Source organism: Pelobacter propionicus DSM 2379 (genome assembly GCF_000015045.1).
Lineage (GTDB): Bacteria > Desulfobacterota > Desulfuromonadia > Geobacterales > Pseudopelobacteraceae > Pseudopelobacter > Pseudopelobacter propionicus.
In genome coordinates, this window is record NC_008609.1 from 507,139 (window position 1) to 523,623 (window position 16,485).

A 16,485-nucleotide genomic window follows, 5' to 3' on the forward strand; every position below is an offset into this window, starting at 1 on the left:
GCACTGGAAAACCCGAGGGAGGCTTCGCTATGAAACTCAAATTATTCCTAAGTATAAGCATGCTCATGCTTATACTGGTTGCCGGCAGGATGCCGGTTGTCGCACACGCCGAAGAAAACAAGGATACTGCTTTCGCCGTGACTGCCCCGGCAGCGGCAAGCGTGGCCGTCGCCGAGACCGCTCCGGCTGCTGCCACTGAAGCCGCGCCTGCCCCGAAGCCGGTGACCGCCGAAGATGTCCAGACCAATCTGAACTTTGTCTGGACACTGATTGCGGCCTTTCTGGTCTTTATCATGCAGGCCGGTTTCGCGCTGGTGGAAATCGGCTTTACCCGGGCCAAGAACGCCTGCAACATCCTGATGAAGAACATGATGGACTTCTCCGCCGGAGCGATCGCCTACTGGGCGGTAGGATTCGGGCTCATGTTCGGTGTCAGCAACGGCTTCTTCGGAACCACGCACTTCTTCTTCAACGGCGTTGCCGAGGCTGATCAGCCGTGGAACTTCGCCTTCTGGATGTTCCAGGTTGTCTTTGCCGCCACCACCGCCACGATTATCTCCGGAGCTGTGGCTGAACGCACCAAGTTCAGCGCCTACATCGTCTACTCCTTCGTCGTATCGGCCGTGATCTACCCCATCTTCGGCTCCTGGGCCTGGGGCAATCTCTACAAGGGGACCGGCTGGCTGGCAAGCATGGGCTTCATCGATTTCGCCGGTTCGACGGTCGTTCACTCCATGGGGGGCTGGCTCTCCCTTGCCGGTGCCATCATCGTCGGTCCGCGCATCGGCAAGTACGACAAAAATGGCAACCTGAAGCCGATTCCCGGACACAATATACCCTTGGCTGGCCTGGGTGTCTTCCTGCTCTGGTTCGGCTGGTACGGCTTCAACCCCGGTTCCACTACCACCGGCACTACCGGCATCGCCATCATCGCGGTGACGACGACCCTGGCTGCTGCAGCTGGCGCCAACTCGGCCATGTTCTTTACCTGGCTCAAGTTCGGTAAACCGGATGTGGGCATGACCCTGAACGGGGCCCTGGCTGGCTTGGTGGGTGTCACCGCCGGCTGCGCCAACGTCTCTCCCCTCTCCGCAGTGATCATCGGAATGGTGGCTGGCGTGCTGGTGGTTCTGTCGGTCATGTTCTTCGACAGAATCAAGATCGATGACCCGGTCGGCGCGGTGTCGGTGCATGGCGTTTGTGGCGCCTGGGGGACCTTGGCGGCCGGACTCTTCAACAGCGCCGGTTTCAGCCTGAAACAGGTCGGTGTCCAGCTGGTCGGAATGGGCGCCTGCTTCGTCTGGGCTTTTGGATGCGGCCTGATCCTCTTCAAGCTGATCGACATGGTCATCGGCATGCGGGTCTCCAGGGAAGAGGAAATGGCCGGACTGGATCTGTGCGAACACGGCGCATCGGCTTACCCCGACTTCCAGACGGTTCACTTCGGCGCAATGTTCAACCCGGACGAAGGAAAGAAATAATCTGTTCCTGCACGAGGGGCCGGCCCCATCGCCATGATGGTGGCCGGACTCTCGTTTTCCGCACCCACACACCACTTATCGAAGGAGATACTGCATGAAAGCTCAAGGATGGCTTTCACACTACTGTTTCATTCCCCGGATGGAGCAGCTTGCCGTCGTACTGATCCTCGGCATTACGCTGTTTCTGTCTCCCTTTGTCGCATCGGCCCCGGCTGAAGAGACGTCGGCCACTGCTCCCGCGGCAACCTCCTCTGCCGCTCAAGGCGCGGCAGCCGCGAACTCTCCGTCCGCCGAAGCCGTGTCGGTCGTCGCTCCTGCCGAGCCCCCCGATGTCGCTCCGGTGCTCGACACCGGCGACACCGCCTGGATGCTTGTCTCCTCTGCCCTGGTGCTGCTGATGATCCCCGGCTTGGCGCTCTTCTACGGCGGCATGGTCCGCCAGAAGAACGTGCTCTCCACCATGATGCATTCCCTGGTGGCCATGGGCATTGTCGGCGTGCAGTGGGCGGTGATCGGCTATTCCCTTGCCTTTGCTCCCGACATGGGGGGCATGGGGCTGGTCGGAGACTTCAGCAAGGCCATGCTGGACGGCCTGGTTATCGTCAAGGACGCTGCCAGCGGCACGGTTGACTGGGCCCTGTTCCAGAATTACACCAAGGAGCCGGGCGCGATTCCCGAGCTGGTGTTTGCCATGTACCAGTGCATGTTCGCCATGATCACCGTGGCGCTGATTTCCGGCGCCATGGCGGAGCGGGTCAAGTTTTCGGCCTACTGCCTGTTCGTGCTGCTCTGGACCACCCTGGTGTACGATCCGCTGGCACACTGGGTCTGGATGACCGAAGGCTGGCTGTTCAAGAAGGGGGCGCTTGATTTCGCCGGTGGCACGGTTGTTCACCTCTCCTCCGGTATTTCGGCCTTGGTGTTTCTGAAGTTCCTGGGCAAACGCCACGGATTTCCCCATGAGCGCATGGCGCCCCACAACCTGCCCCTGACACTCTTGGGCGTGGGTCTGCTCTGGTTCGGCTGGTTCGGATTCAACGCCGGTTCGGCCATCGTGGGCGTCAACAACTCCGACGCGGCCGGTGGCCTGGCAGGTCTGGCCTTCGCCACCACCACCATAGCGCCGGCAGCAGCCGGTCTCTCCTGGATGATCGCCGAGTGGATCCACTCAGGGCGCCCCAGCGCCCTCGGCTTCGGCTCCGGTGTCGTGGCCGGCCTGGTGGTCATCACGCCGGCAGCCGGGTTCGTGCAGCCGGGAGCCGCCCTGCTGATGGGGCTTATGGCCGGTGTGGTCTGCTACGGCGGCGTGCTGATGAAGGCCAAGCTGAAGTACGACGACTCCCTGGACGCCTTCGGTGTTCACGGCGTGGGCGGTACCTTCGGCGCCATCCTGACCGGCGTGTTCGCCACGGTGGGCGCCACCGGCCTCCTGGCCGGCAACGCCCAGCAGCTGATGACCCAGCTGATCGCCATCCTGGCGGCAGGCGCCTATGCCGTCATCGTAACCCTGATCATATCCTTTGTTCTCGACAAGACCATTGGTCTGCGGGTGGAGAAGGAAGACGAGATCATGGGTCTGGACCAGACACAGCATTCCGAGTCGGGCTACAACATGTAGTGCCATCCTCCTGGTATTCAGCATAACCGGCAGAAGCCGCCCATTCGGGAGGCTTCTGCCCTTTGCATATAAACACACACCGGAGTGGATATGAAGAATCCGGCCGATACGTATGGCCAGGGGAGACTCGACGAAGAGCTCCTGAAGCAGCTGGTCCATAATGAAAAGATGGCCGAACTGGGCAGGATGTCCGCGGGGATCGTGCACGAACTGAATGCGCCGCTCTCGGTCATCGCCTCGGCGGCTCAGATGATCCTGCGCGAGACGGATGTGCCGGAGTTCGTGCGCGAGATGGTCGGACGCATCGGCGTCGAGGCTCAGCGTCTCTCCCATCTGGCCAGGGGAATGCTCAGTCTGAGCTGTCGAGACTCGACCCTCCAGGAGGTGGACATCAATCTCACCATCCGCTTTGTCCTTGATTTCATCTCCTACGAGGCGGCCCGGCGCGCAGTCCTGGTCGTGCCGAAACTGGATTTTCGTCTGCCGGTGATCCTGTTGGACGGCAACAAGCTCAAGCAGATCCTGCTCAATCTCGTCATGAATGCGTTGCAGGCCATGGAAGATCAAGGGGGGGTGTTGCGCGTGGAGACCGGCTCTCCGTTGCCGGGCGAGGTCGACATCGTCATCAATGACAATGGTCCGGGGATTCCCGCCGAGTCCCTGGAAAAGATATTCCAGCCCGGTTTCACCACCAAGAAGGAAGGAGAGGGGACCGGCCTGGGGCTGTTCGTTACCAGGATGTTGGTGGAACAATTGGGGGGGCGCATTGAGGTGGACAGCCGCATTAGCGAAGGGACCACATTCAGGGTGACACTGTCAACGGGGGAGCGGAGCGAGGATTGATTGTCAGACCGGCTCTTCCAGCAGGGGGATGATGACTACTTTCATGCTTCCCCTGCGCCAGAGACCGATCTTCTGTGCGGCTGCCCGGGAGAGGTCGATGAAGTGGAACGACTTGCGTGCGCAACGGTCGTTGACGGTGACGTGAACTTCCTGTTTCGTGGCCGGGTTGACTACGCGCACAACGGTACCCAGTGGCAGGCTGTGGTGGGCGGCGGTCATCAGGTCGGGGTGGTAGCGGTGACCTGATGAGGTCCTGCGCCCCTCGAAGCGTTTGGCGTAATAGGTGGCCAAGCCGATCACCGGTTGCAGCGGACTGGCCTTGTGAACCAGTCCTTCCAACAGTGATGTTATGGGGGACGATGAATCATTGGAACGGGGCGCGGTCACTCCCTTGCTCCCCTGTTCGGCGCGTGCGGTGCCTGCCGGAGCCAGGCTCATGAACGCACAGAGTGGAAAAACCAAGGTTTTTAGATGACGTAGGCTAAACATAGAACGGTTTTATACATTAATCGGGCTCCTGGGTCAAGTCTTTGCATGCCCCTTTTTAAGGTATTCCCTGATTCCCTCTTTGAAATCGCGTGGTTCGAAGCCGAAGGTTTTTTGCCAGCCGCCGTCGCAGATGCTCTCCTCCAGCAGCATGCGCAACTGATCGCTGGTGATGGGGAACTGGGGTATGTGCTGCATGATCGGGATGATCAGTTTCATCAGGGCCAGGGGGGCGTGGGGCTTGAGCGGCGCCGGTTTTCCCATGGCATCGGCTATGGCGTCCAGCAGTTCCAGATAGCTGAGCCGGTTGGCGCCGCAGAGATCGTAGCAGTGAGCGATGGTCTCGCCCAACTCCAGGGAGAGGGCGAAACAGCGGGCCACGTCATCGGCATGGATCGGTTGCAGCCGGTAGCGACCGTTGCCCATGACCGGCATGACCGGGGCGTGACGCAACTGTCCGGCCAGCATGTTGATGAACGAGTCCCCGGGGCCGTAGATCAGCGAGGGGCGCAGGATGGTCCACTCCAGGCCGGAGGCGCGTACCAGCTCTTCTGCCCGGAACTTGCTGCGGTGGTACTCGGCGCGGGCGTCCTTGCGCGTACCCAGGGCCGACATCTGCAGGTAGCGCCCGATGCCTGCAGCCTTCGCCGCTGCCAACATATTGGCGGTGGCCTGAACGTGCAGTCGCTGGAAGGTGATTCCGCGGGAGGGGAATTCGCGGATGATGCCCACCAGGTTGATGACTGCCTGACATCCCTGGGCCGCGTCCAGAAAACTCTCCGGCCTGGTCACGTCCCCCTCGACCTGCTCCACCCCCTCGATGGCCGGAGCGCGCCGATGTACCAGCAGGCGCGGTTCGTGTCCCCGGCTGATGAGTTCTCGGATCAGGTGCCCGCCTACGAATCCGGTGCCGCCGCTGATGAAGATCTTCATGGGGTCTTCCTCCGTTGGTCTGTTATCTGCCGCTTCCTCGTATCTCCCGTCCCTGGCCGGTGAAGGAGATGCCCTGCCCTGATTTCATGCCGGTCATGACGCTCTCGATCAGGGGAATATTCACCTCCCTGGCAGCGTACCATCTGACGATGAAATTAGCTCCCGTTCCTCCTGAAACGTCATCCTCGGGGATAAACACGTACGTCGATTCCAGGGGGGCCAGGGTGAAGGGACGCTGGTAGAAGCGCTTCAGCAGCCTCCCCTTGGTGTCATAGTAATCGGCCGAGGCGACGGTGATGGAGTGGGTCATGTCGGTGTTTCTGATGCTCAGCATGGTTGCCAGGTTGAAGGGTATCTTTCGCGGCGCACTGAAAATATTGGAATAGACCGGCACATACAGGGTCTGTCCGCGGGAGAGGCGGTAGTCGGGGGCTGCCGGAGACTCTTCGCCGGTCGCCGCGATGACGAGCAGGCAGAGCAGGGCGGCCAGGCAGAGTTTTGAGAGCCGAAGTGAGTGGCACATGGGTTCCTCCTCTGGATGCAGATGGCGTCGGTCATGTCGCTGGAGCCGGGCTCGTGTAAAGGGTCAGGCGGTTCTTGCCGCTGCGCTTGCTGGCGTACATGGCGGTGTCGGCGTTGGCCATGACCGACTTGACATCGGAACCGTCAGCGGGAAAATCCGCCAGCCCGGCGGAAATGGTGGTGGTCAGGTACTCGCTGCCGAAGGGGAAGGGGGTGGTGGCCATGCCGCTTAGGATCCGCTCCACCGTGGGGGCCACATCTTCCTTGCTGGTCTCGTTGAACAGGATCACGAACTCGTCGCCGCCGTAACGGGCGCAGATGTCGGAACAGCGGATGGTGGAAGAGATCATGGCTGCCACCTGACGGATCAGTTCCGTGCCGGCCAGATGGCCATGCTCGTCGTTGATCGCCTTGAGGTTGTCGGCGTCCAGCATGCAGATGGCAAAGCCGCGGTCGTGGCGTTTGGCCAGTTTCTCCTGGACGTCGGAGAGCAGGAAGAAGTTGCGCATGTTGTGCATGCCGGTCACTTCATCGGTCAGCGAGAGGTGCTCCACCTCCCGCCGCGCGCTCTCGGTCTCTCCGGCCAGCATGGCACCCAGGTGGGCGATCAGCATGTAGGGGAACAGTTCCAGGATGCGGGACAGGTTGTAGAAATCACGCAGCTCATCGGACGCCAGCAGGATGTAGGAGGTAATCGCCAACCCGGCCATGAGGTAGGTGATCCGCCGCCCCTGGGTCAGGGCCGTGGCCATCAGCACCAGGTAGATCAGCGATATGAAGGGACTGGTGATGCGGCCGGTGTACCAGCAGACCGCTATGATGAAGGCCAAAAAAACCATCAGGTCGATGAAGGTCTTGAACTGGCTGTGGCGGTTGCAGAACAGTCCGTAGCGGGCGTTCATGTTGTAGAAGAAGAGCAGCAGACAGAGCAAGGCCAGAAATACCAGGCTTGAGTGGTCGGTGGGCATGAGTTTGATGTCCAGCGCCACAAGGGCGATTAGCAGCCAGGAGATGCTTCCCATGATGCGGTCGTACCCCTTGAAACGCTGCTGCAGGCTGAGTTGTATCTCGGCCGAATCCATGCGCATGAAGGTTCTCCGGGCCGGCCGGGCATGCACTCTCCGACCGGCTAGATGTAAAGTTGTAGCTTGTATAAACGCCCTGTCCGGCAGTCGGGGCAGCCCTGCCGGCGGGATCAGGTGCTGCGTATCAGGTGGCCGCCCGCAGGCTGACCCAGGCCAGAGCGGCGTAGCGGATCAGCTTTCCCGAGGCCACCAGCAGGGTGAACAGCCGGAAGTCCGTGCGCATCATGCCCCCCACCAGGCAGAGCGGGTCGCCGATCAGCGGCAGCCAGGAGAAGAACAGCGTGCAGACCCCGAAGCGTCGATACCGTCCGCGTGCCCGCTGCAGCTGTTCTTCCGAGATCCGCAGCACGCGGGTTATCAGCCATTCGCTGCCCAGAACGCCGATCAGGTAGGTGGTGACCGCACCGAGGAAATTGCCCAGCGTGGCGGTCATGACCGTTGCCAGGGGGGGATACCCCTTGACCAGCATCATCACCAGCAGCCATTCGGAGCCAAGGGGGAGCAGGCTGGACGCCAGAAAACTCAGCACGAACAGACAGCCGTAACCGGGCTGATGCAACCGGTCAAGGAGCATGAGGGTAGTGGAAAGAAATGGGTTGTCAAAAAGGCTCAATCGATTACACTGCCCGGATTGGTTTTTTTTCTGTTGTATCGCAGAAGTTGGCTCCCATTGTAGCGGGATTTTCGGTTTCGGCAAGGAGTGATTATGGGGCAGGGTAAACCGGCGCGGAAATATTCCCAGGCAGGCCGCCTGCACAGCATCATCCGTCTCTTGGAGACGCGGCGCGGCATGACCCTGGATGATCTGGCCGCCGAGTGCGGCGTGGACCGGCGCACCATCCAGCGCGACCTGGCCGCGGTTGAAGAGGCCGGCTACACGCTCACCACCGAATGGCAGGAGGGAAGAAAGGTTTTCAGCTTTCTGACCAGGTCCCGCGCCATCCCCCCCATCAGTCTCACCCTGAATCAGCTCATGTCGCTCTATCTGCTGCGCTCCCTGGGTGTGCACCTGGCCGGCACTCCCTTGCTGGCCGAGCTCGACGACCTGTTCCGCACCATCAGGTCGCTGCTGCCGGACCGCTACGCGGCGCACCTGGAGCGCATCGCGCGGGTCTCCCTGCCCCGCTTGCACGGCCCGCGGGACTATGCCGCCGCGGCCCCCCACTTCGGGGGGCTGCAGCGTGCCCTGCTGCAGCAGTACCGGATGCGGCTGGTCTACGCGAAAAACGGGGCGGGCGAGAGTCAGGCGTACGAACTGGATCCCTACACCCTGGTATTCCACAAGGCCGGCATCTACCTGCTGGGGTATGCCCATAACCGCAAGGGAATGCGGCTGTTCGCCCTGGAGCGGATCCGCGGCCTGGAGGTCAGCCGGCAACGCTTCGAGATACCCGACGCCTATGAGCCGGAAGGCTACTTCAGCGATGCCTTCGGTCTGGTGAACGACGCTCCCCTGCGGGTACGGGTGCGCTTCTCCTCCGCAGTTGCCCATGCCGTCCGGGACCGCATCTGGCGGCCGGGGCAGGTGGTGGAGAACGATGCCGGGGGAGGGGTGGTCGTGTCCTTCGAGGCCTCCGGGGAGAAGGAGCTGCTCTCCTGGATACTCTCCTACGGCGACCAGGCCGAGGTTCTGGAACCGCCCGGCCTGCGAGCCCTGGTGGAACGCCAGGTCGACGCCATGGTCCGTCTCTACCGTGGTGATGGAGTATCGCCATGATGGCCCGGCTCGTGACCGGCAGCACAGCTGTTGTCCGGGAGGGAGGAACGTCCCTCCCTCCCGCTACCCGGATCCGGGCCATCGTCTTTGACTTGGACGGCACCCTGTACGTATCCGACGAATTTGCCGCTGTTATTAAGGATGCTGCCGTGGCCTATCTGGCCGCTCTCCTGGGCCTGGATCTGGAGCAGGCCCGTACGGCGATGGCCGAAACCCGCGACCGCCTGACCGCGGAGTCGGGCGCGCAGCCTACCCTCTCCGCCGTCTGCCGGGCAGTGGGGGGAGCGCTCCCCGGCATGCACGAATTTTTCCAGCAGCGGCTCAGGCCTGAATCGTATCTGGTGCCTGACCGGCGGGTGATTGACCTGCTGGAACGTCTCCGTTGCCAGGCTGCGCTGTACATCTACACCAACAACAGCCGGCCGCTGGTGAACCGCATCCTGGTTGCCCTGGGCTTGGAGGGGCTTTTCAGGGGGGTGTTCACCATCGACGACTCTTGGAGGGCCAAGCCGGACCAGGTCGGGCTGGAGCAGATCCTGGCCATCGTGGCCGAGCCTGCCGAAGGAGTGCTCTTCGTGGGTGACCGCTTTGATGTGGATCTTCGTCTGGCAAAACGGTACGGCTGTCCGGTCTTTCTCTGCCGGACCATCGAGGAGCTGCTGCAACTGGACCGCCTGATCGTCAACCGGCAGGGATGATTCCACGGGTTCGCGGATGGCAGTGGGCGTGAACGTTTACGGCTAACGCTTCCCCTGCCTGTGCCCTGTGCCATCTCTTGGCTATCTCTCCAGGATAAAGGTCACCGGCCCGTCGTTGACCAGGCTGACCCGCATGTCGGCCTGGAAGATGCCTGTGGCGGTCGCCACGCCCTTTGCCCTGACCGCCTGCACGAAATGGTCGTACAGCCGCCTGCCCTCCTCCGGCGGGGCGGCACTGTCGAATGAGGGGCGCCTCCCCTTGGCGCAATTGCCCGCCAAGGTGAACTGGGAGACGGCCAGCAGGCTTCCCCCCACGTCCCGTAGCGACAGGTTCATCTTGTCGCTGTCGTCGCCGAAGATGCGCAAGGAGATGATCTTCTCCGCCAGCCAGGAGGCCTTTGCCTCGTCATCCCCCTTCTCCACCCCCAAGAGCACCAGGATGCCTTGGCCGATTTCCCCCACAACCTCTCCCTCCACCACCACGCTGGCTGAACAGACCCGCTGGATCACCGCTTTCATCGAACACCTCCTGGTTTCATGTGTTGTTCCCCTGCCGGCCGGGTGTGTGCCCTCCGGTCAGCCATCTCCAGCGGTCTCTGGACGGGACGGAGCACTTGCCTGTTCCCGGCATTCGAGGGATACTACTAGCAAAAAGAGCGAGCCGGGGAATTGTGGCGTGGCTTCGACGTTGGACCGGCACAGACGCCTGGCCTGACGAGCCCCGCGACATGCTCTCGGCTCGGTTCGGGCATGGGGGGCACCTTCTCCGCCCATGGGGAGCACAAGGGAAATCCTGTTCGGAAGCATGGGCTGGTGCCGTTGACGTCAGTTCGCATCTCGTATGCATGGAGGGTTGAATTCATGAGACGGTGGACACTCTTCCTGATGTTCGTTATATGCTGCTCAGCCTGCGTAACGGTTTTTGCCCAGGACATCGACCCGCTTGCGAGGCTGAAGCAGGTCAGCGCTTTTCCGAAGATCGATGTCAAACTTCTGCTGGACGGCGAAATCCTCTCCAAGCGCGGACCGTTGATGACGTTCCCGACCGGTATCTCGTCCCAACTCTGCTTTGCCGTGCCCACATCTCCGGCAGAGACGGTCAAGCGCCTCCAGACCTGGGATCCGACGCGCTGCTCATCTCTCAAGGTGTACGCCGCCCACGATCTGAATGACCCGGCTGAACTGAAGGAATTCAATAACATCCATCTCTTCCTGGAGCCCGGAGACCATCCCGTCAGGTGGTTGTGGGACCAGACCCTGGCCACAACTGACCGCAGGTCGGATCTTAACCTGACCAGGGTCGAAGCGCAGGAGCTTGCCCGTTGTGTCGGCAAATCCCCGGATACGAAAACCATGGGTGACTGCTGGGGGCAGGTGTTGTTTGCACGCCTGTCGGATTTTCAGCGCAACGGCTTTGCCAGTTCGCTCTCCTATGAATTCGACGTGGCGCCCATAAACCCGGCCGCACACCTACTATCCCTGGTACAGGAACAGCCCCTGGTCGCCCGCGAATTTGTTCCTCTCCTGCGTAGGGCTGGCCTGGTGAATGGCGCAGCCGCCATGCCGTCCATCAGGCCAACGTACTACTGGAGGCTGTTCGAAGCCGGACACCACGCCACCTTCAGCCTGGGAACGGTGTACCTGCTGGACGCGGGCGACCATTACAAGCTGCTGGACATCGAATATTACGTCAGCGGCACCTACTATACCTCTGCCACACTCTACGAAATCTGGCCGATCCGCGATGGCGAGAGAAGAGGTTCCCTGGTCTGGTGCAACGTGCTCTGCTCGGCCCCCATGTTCCGGTTCGCATCGGGGATTGAGCGTCTTGCATCCAGCATCATCTTGACCCTGGAATTCAAAAAATGTGTCCGCTGCTTCCAGGAAAGTTAGAAACCCATGATCGCTGCCTGCGCCACTACCCGGAAGATTGATACGCAAGGAGGGATTTCCCCGGCATTCCTCCTGGCTACCCTGCTGCTGGCACTGCTGGCGCTGCTTGTCGGGGTTTCGGCCGCCGAATCGGTGGCCGTTACCCAGGAAGTCGATGTCGGGGTGGGATACGCGGGGCACGGGGCAACTGATGTGTCCCCCGGCAGCGAACTGAATACGAATCTGAAATACGTCGCCTCGCGGCAGGTCACCAGGAACCTCCTGCTGCGGTTCGGCGCCGAATGGCAGCGGTTTTCCTTCGCGGAATCACGCCCCTCCGCGGCCCCCTCCACGCTGCAACAGCTCAATGCAATCGTCGGATTGGATTACCAGCTTGCCGAGCAATGGCTCATGCGTGCCGAACTGCAACCGGGCATATACGGCGAGTTGGGTCAGGTGGATGGACGGCGCTTTGGCGCGCCGCTCATCTTGGGTTTCGTCAAGCTGGTCGATACCGATCTGCAGTGGTTCCTCGGTCTTCGTGTCGACCTGAGGAGCCACTACCCCGTGGCTCCGGCTGTGGGCGTCCGTTGGCAGTTCGCCGATCTCTGGACTCTGAATCTGATGTTGCCCAATCCGCGCCTGGAGTACGATGTGAACAGCAGGCTCAAGGCGTACGTCGGAGGGGGGATCATGGCCGGGACCTATGTGGTAGGCGACCATTTCGGCGATGGCCGTGGTAACAAGCGGCTCAACCACGCAACGCTCGACTATATCGAGCTGCGTGTCGGCCCCGGGCTTGCGTGGAAGGTTCGCCCCAATCTGACCCTGGAGGCTGAGGCGGGGTATGTGGTCCACCGAAGCTGGGATTTCTTTGACGAGCATGTCAAGTCCACCGATGACCCAGTGCCGTACCTGCAATTCTCCTGTTGCGCCCGGTTCTGACGCGTCTTTTGGCCTGGCGTCCCGCCTGCGGCACAAAATCAGATTCAGTTCGCAAGGAAGCCGGTGCTGGCCACTGCCATGACGATCACGTCTTCTGCTGTGCTGTTTCCGTTGGCAGGAGCCGTAGCAGCGCCGTGCGGGCCGCATCGATGATCTCCTCGAAGGCGGTACCCTTGACGCCGCAGGTCAGGCGGTAGTCGGGCGTGAAGCGGTATCGCTTCGGCTCGTTCCTCATCATGGCTATGATCGTATCCGGCGATGCCGGTGTGCGGGGGTGGAAGCTGATCACCACATCCTTGCCGTCGTAGTCGATCTGGCGCACCAGAAGTTTTTTCAGCATGATGCGCAGCTTCATGGTCTCGAACAGGTAGGCGGTGGCCAGCGGGTATTTGCCGAAGCGGTCGCTCACCTCGTTCTGCACGTCCAGCACATCCTCCTCGCTTTCGGCCTGGGTCAGCTTCTTGTAGATCACCAGCCTCTGCCCGGTGTCCCTGACATAGGTCTCGGGGATGAAGGCCGGCACCTTCAGGTTGATCTCCGGCTCCACCTGCTCGATCATCTCCTCGCCCCGCATGCGGCAGATGGTCTCCTCCAGCATCTGGTTGTACAGCTCGAAGCCGATCTCGATCACCGTGCCGGACTGGCGGCTCCCCAGCATATCTCCGGCGCCGCGAATCTCCATATCGTGGGTGGCGATGCGGAAGCCGGCCCCCAGTTCGGAGATGTCCTGCAGGATCTTCAGCCGTTCCCGGGCGTCGGAGGTGAGCGAGCCCTCCCCCGGGATCAGCAGGTAGGCGTAGCCGCGCTGGCTGGATCGTCCCACCCTCCCCCGCAGCTGGTAGAGCTGGGAGAGGCCGAACCTGTCGGCGTGGTCCACGATCAGGGTGTTGGCGTTGGGAATGTCCAGGCCGGACTCGATGATGGTGGTGCAGATCAGGAGGTTGGTCTCGCCGTGCATGAAGCCGAGCATGACCTTTTCCAGCTCCTGCTCCCCCATCTGGCCATGCCCCACGGCGATCTTGGCCTCCGGCACCAAGGCGGCGATCAGCTCGGCCCGTTTGGCGATGGTCTGGACCCGGTTGTGGACGAAGAAGACCTGGCCGCCGCGGCGCAGTTCGCGCATGATCGCCTCGCGCACCAGCTCCTCGGAGAAACGGGCCACGATGGTCTTGACCGCCAGGCGGTCCACCGGAGGGGTGTCGATGATGGAGAGGTCGCGGATGCCCATCATGGACATGTACAGGGTGCGGGGGATGGGGGTGGCGGTCAGGGTCATGACGTCCACCACGGCCCGGAAGGCCTTCAGCCGCTCCTTGTCCTTGACGCCGAAGCGCTGCTCTTCGTCGATGATCAAGAGCCCCAGGTCCTTGAAGGCCACGTCCTTCTGCAGCAAGCGGTGGGTGCCGATGACGATGTCGATCTCCCCCTTCTTCAGCCGCTCCAGGATGGCCTTCTGCTCCTTCGGCGTCCGGAAGCGGGAGAGCGCCTCCACCCTGACCGGGTACTCCTTGAGTCGTTCGTGAAAGGTCTCGAAGTGCTGCTGGGCCAGGATGGTGGTGGGGACCAGCACCCCCACCTGCTTGCCGTCCAGGGCCGCCTTGAAGGCTCCCCGCAGGGCCACCTCGGTCTTGCCGTAGCCCACGTCGCCGCACACCAGCCGGTCCATGGGGCGGGAGTGCTGCATGTCGGCCAGCACGTCGTTGATGGCCGAGAGCTGGTCCGGCGTCTCCTCCCAGGCAAAGGAAGCCTCGAACTCGCGGTACATCTCGTCCGGCGGCGAGAAGGAGAATCCCTCGCAGATCTGGCGTTTGGCGTAGATCTCTAAGAGCTCCCCCGCCAGCTCCTCGATGGCCTTCCTGGCCTTGCCCTTGGATTTTTCCCAGGAGACCCCGCCCAGCTTGTCCAGGGAGGGGGAGCTCCCCTCCGGCCCCACATAGCGCTGAACCAGGGCCAGGCGGTCCACCGGCAGGTACAGCTTGTCGCCCCCGTTGTACTCAAGCAGCAGGAAATCGCCGCCGACGCCGCTGACGCTGATGTGCTGCAGGCCGCGGTACAGGCCGATGCCGTGGTCCACATGCACCATGTGGTCTCCCGGCTTGAGCTCGGCCAGGGATGACAGGATCTGCTTCTTGCGCACCTCGGAGATGCCGCGCCGCCGCACCCGCTTGCCGAACAGCTCCTCCTCGGCGATCAGGACCAGCCTGGCCTCCAGCAGGCGGAAGCCCCGGGACAGGTCCCCTTGCAGGAGGGTGACGACGCCATCCGGAGATGCATCGCCCTGGGCCTCACCCTGTACCGTTTCCGCGAACGAAGCCTCGCTGATGGCGCAGGGGATCCGGTAGGGGGTCAGCAGCTCCCTCAGGCGCTCGGCCTGGGCATTCTGGTGGCAGGCGATCAGGACACGGAAGCCGCTGTCCAGCCATTGCCGCAGGGAGCGGGAGAGCGGGGTCAGGGCCTGGGTGGTCTCCTTGGAAACGGTCACCCGCAGGTCGGTATTGTCCTGGCAGGGGATGGTGATCACTGCGGGTCCCTGGGGTTCCTCCAGGAGCAGGCCGGACAGCTCCAGGCGGCCGCGGTTCTCCATCAGCTCCCGCAGCTGTTCGCCGTCCAGGTACAGCTCCTGGCGGGGGGAGTGGGGCAGGCCGTTTTGCCTGGCTGTAGCTTCGCCATCTTCCAGCTCTCTGCCGAAAGTCGTTATCGCCTCTTGAATGGCCTGGGGGTCAAGCAACGCCAGGGAGGCGTCCGGCGCGTAATCGAAGATGGTCTCCAGGCCGGGGTGCAAGAGCGGTTGCAGGTACTCCACGCCCCGGAAGTAGACGGCGCTCTTCAGGTTCTCCAGGATCTCCCGCCTCCGGTTGGCCGGGATCTCCAGGTCGTCGCAGCAGCCCTTTAGCCGCGGGGCGATGTCGGCCAGCACCCCGTCAGTGAGGATGATCTCGCGGGAGGGGAGCAGCACCAGTTCTTCCAGGGGGTGCAGCGAACGCTGGGTGAGCGGATCAAAGGTGCGTATGGTCTCGGCCGTGTCGCCGAAGAACTCGATGCGCACCGGAGCGGAGAGGTTGGGGGGGAAGATGTCCAGGATCCCGCCCCGCACGGCAAAGGTGCCGCGGTCCTCCACCAGGGGGACGTTGGCGTAGCCCATCTTGACCAGTCTGCCCAGCAGTTCGTCCCGCTCGAACTCCTCGCCGCTGACCAGGTAGCAGGAGGATTCGCTGAAGAGTCCGCGGCCCAGGACCCGCTGCAGGGCTGCCGCCACCGGCATGACCACCGCCCGTGCCAGGCCGTTCTGCAGGCGGAAGAGCGTGTCAAGTCTGGCGCCGGAGATGTCCGGATGGGGCGAGGTGGCCGAAAAGGGGGCCATGTCCCAGGCCGGAAAGGAGAGCGGGGCATGGCTGGGGGAGGCGAAGAAGGTCAGTTCGCGGAGGAATTCGTCGGCGGCAGCCTGGTCGGGGGTGAGCACCAGCAGGGTGCGGGTGGACCGGGCCAGGATGTCGGCCAGGATGCAGGCCGGGCTGGAGCCCTTCAGGCCGGGCAGGAGGATGTGTCTGCTGCCGCGCTCCAGCGCGTCAAGAATCGTGGCAGTGTGGGATATGCGTGATGGGGTGTCGGATTGTGTCATGTGGGATTCTGGATCGAACAGGGGCTGCTGGCGGCTATTTGCGCGTGCCGGCCTTGATTTTGGGCTTGCCGTTTTCCACCACCACGCGGAAGTGGAGATCGTCGGTTCCCAGCCTGGCGATCAGGGCCGGTGTGCTCTTTGCGATGCTGGCGGCCACCATTTCACGGGTCAGGCTCTCCACCGGCATGTGGCAGGTCATGCGCGCTTCGCGCAACTCGTTGAACAGACGGTCAATATCTGCATCCCGGGATGGCTGTTCCCCCTGTTCCCGGCCAAGGGCGCCGCTGTCGCGCTGCCGCTGTCGCAAGTCGCTGATGAAACGGTCACGGGAGTACCTGCCCTCTTCCATCAGGCGAAGGATGCGGTTCCAGTGCTCGCGGTAGGTGTTCAGGCGGGCCGTCAGCATGGTGAAGCGGTGCCTGAGCATGGTGTTGTTGATGGTGGTGCCGGCGTGACGGCGCACCAGCTTCTCCACCTCGCCCAGCAGTTGCAGCGGCTCACGCTTTTCCATGCCGATGAAGTACTGTTCGTAGCGGGTAATCAAGTTTGTCAGCTGGCGCTCCAGCAGAGCCAGGTCGTCGACGAGGGCCATGGTGTTTTGTTCTTTCAGGATCAATGGGATAGGCGCGGTAAGAATATATCCAAAGCCCATGGCAAGTAAAGTCC

15 protein-coding genes are annotated in these 16,485 nt (G+C 62.3%); 7 read left to right on the forward strand and 8 right to left on the reverse strand.

The genetic code is table 11. The features are described 5' to 3' along the window. Positions 1-29 precede the first annotated feature (29 nt). The 3 genes from PPRO_RS02375 to PPRO_RS02385 all read left to right on the forward strand — a co-directional run bounded on the left by PPRO_RS02375 (position 30) and on the right by PPRO_RS02385 (position 3,942). Positions 30-1,481 carry an ammonium transporter gene (locus PPRO_RS02375; RefSeq protein ID WP_011734431.1) on the forward strand — a complete coding sequence of 484 codons (1,452 nt, stop codon included), beginning with the start codon at positions 30-32 and terminating at the stop codon, positions 1,479-1,481. A gap of 94 nt (positions 1,482-1,575) precedes the next feature. Next, positions 1,576-3,099 (forward strand): ammonium transporter, encoded by a 1,524-nt coding sequence (locus PPRO_RS02380; RefSeq protein ID WP_011734432.1) that lies wholly within the window; start codon positions 1,576-1,578, stop codon positions 3,097-3,099. 90 nt (positions 3,100-3,189) lie between these two features. Continuing rightward, positions 3,190-3,942: a sensor histidine kinase gene (locus PPRO_RS02385; RefSeq protein ID WP_011734433.1), complete on the forward strand. Its 753-nt coding sequence runs from the start codon at positions 3,190-3,192 to the stop codon at positions 3,940-3,942. Positions 3,943-3,945: 3 nt separating this feature from the next. Here the strand turns inward: PPRO_RS02385 and PPRO_RS02390 are convergent, their stop codons facing one another. The 5 genes from PPRO_RS02390 to PPRO_RS02410 form a co-directional block, all read right to left on the reverse strand. Continuing rightward, a complete protein-coding gene (locus PPRO_RS02390; RefSeq protein WP_083761313.1) occupies positions 3,946-4,380 on the reverse strand; it encodes a septal ring lytic transglycosylase RlpA family protein in 435 nt (144 codons plus the stop codon). An 84-nt stretch (positions 4,381-4,464) separates the two neighbouring features. Continuing rightward, entirely contained in the window at positions 4,465-5,361 is an 897-nt protein-coding gene (locus PPRO_RS02395) for a complex I NDUFA9 subunit family protein (protein WP_011734435.1), read from the reverse strand. A gap of 22 nt (positions 5,362-5,383) precedes the next feature. Beyond that, complete coding sequence (locus PPRO_RS02400; RefSeq protein ID WP_011734436.1) at positions 5,384-5,884, reverse strand: DUF3124 domain-containing protein; 501 nt, start codon at positions 5,882-5,884, stop codon at positions 5,384-5,386. A 31-nt stretch (positions 5,885-5,915) separates the two neighbouring features. Beyond that, on the reverse strand, positions 5,916-6,971 hold the full coding sequence (locus tag PPRO_RS02405; RefSeq protein ID WP_011734437.1) for a GGDEF domain-containing protein: 1,056 nt from the start codon (positions 6,969-6,971) through the stop codon (positions 5,916-5,918). 121 nt (positions 6,972-7,092) lie between these two features. Then, on the reverse strand, positions 7,093-7,542 hold the full coding sequence (locus tag PPRO_RS02410) for a YqaA family protein (RefSeq protein WP_049759625.1): 450 nt from the start codon (positions 7,540-7,542) through the stop codon (positions 7,093-7,095). A 132-nt stretch (positions 7,543-7,674) separates the two neighbouring features. Between PPRO_RS02410 and PPRO_RS02415 the strand changes: the two genes are divergently transcribed. Next, positions 7,675-8,685 carry a helix-turn-helix transcriptional regulator gene (locus PPRO_RS02415; RefSeq protein ID WP_011734439.1) on the forward strand — a complete coding sequence of 337 codons (1,011 nt, stop codon included), beginning with the start codon at positions 7,675-7,677 and terminating at the stop codon, positions 8,683-8,685. Then, the gene (locus PPRO_RS02420) at positions 8,682-9,383 is read left to right on the forward strand and encodes an HAD family hydrolase (RefSeq protein WP_049759627.1); all 702 of its coding nucleotides are present in this window, start codon (positions 8,682-8,684) and stop codon (positions 9,381-9,383) included. Before PPRO_RS02415 ends, PPRO_RS02420 begins: the two co-directional genes overlap by 4 nt. Positions 9,384-9,464: 81 nt before the next feature. Here PPRO_RS02420 and dtd read toward each other — a convergent pair whose 3' ends face one another. Beyond that, positions 9,465-9,902: a D-aminoacyl-tRNA deacylase gene (gene dtd / locus PPRO_RS02425; RefSeq protein ID WP_011734441.1), complete on the reverse strand. Its 438-nt coding sequence runs from the start codon at positions 9,900-9,902 to the stop codon at positions 9,465-9,467. A 342-nt stretch (positions 9,903-10,244) separates the two neighbouring features. On the opposite strand from dtd, the gene PPRO_RS02430 reads away from it, so the two are divergent. After that, positions 10,245-11,276: a hypothetical protein gene (locus PPRO_RS02430; protein ID WP_011734442.1), complete on the forward strand. Its 1,032-nt coding sequence runs from the start codon at positions 10,245-10,247 to the stop codon at positions 11,274-11,276. Positions 11,277-11,282: 6 nt separating this feature from the next. Beyond that, positions 11,283-12,200 carry a DUF6268 family outer membrane beta-barrel protein gene (locus PPRO_RS02435; RefSeq protein ID WP_011734443.1) on the forward strand — a complete coding sequence of 306 codons (918 nt, stop codon included), beginning with the start codon at positions 11,283-11,285 and terminating at the stop codon, positions 12,198-12,200. Positions 12,201-12,285: 85 nt separating this feature from the next. On the opposite strand, the gene mfd is transcribed toward PPRO_RS02435, so the two are convergent. Continuing rightward, positions 12,286-15,819 carry a transcription-repair coupling factor gene (gene mfd / locus PPRO_RS02440; RefSeq protein WP_011734444.1) on the reverse strand — a complete coding sequence of 1,178 codons (3,534 nt, stop codon included), beginning with the start codon at positions 15,817-15,819 and terminating at the stop codon, positions 12,286-12,288. 34 nt (positions 15,820-15,853) lie between these two features. Then, on the reverse strand, positions 15,854-16,411 hold the full coding sequence (locus tag PPRO_RS02445; protein WP_041532097.1) for an MXAN_5187 C-terminal domain-containing protein: 558 nt from the start codon (positions 16,409-16,411) through the stop codon (positions 15,854-15,856). Positions 16,412-16,485: the final 74 nt, after the last annotated feature.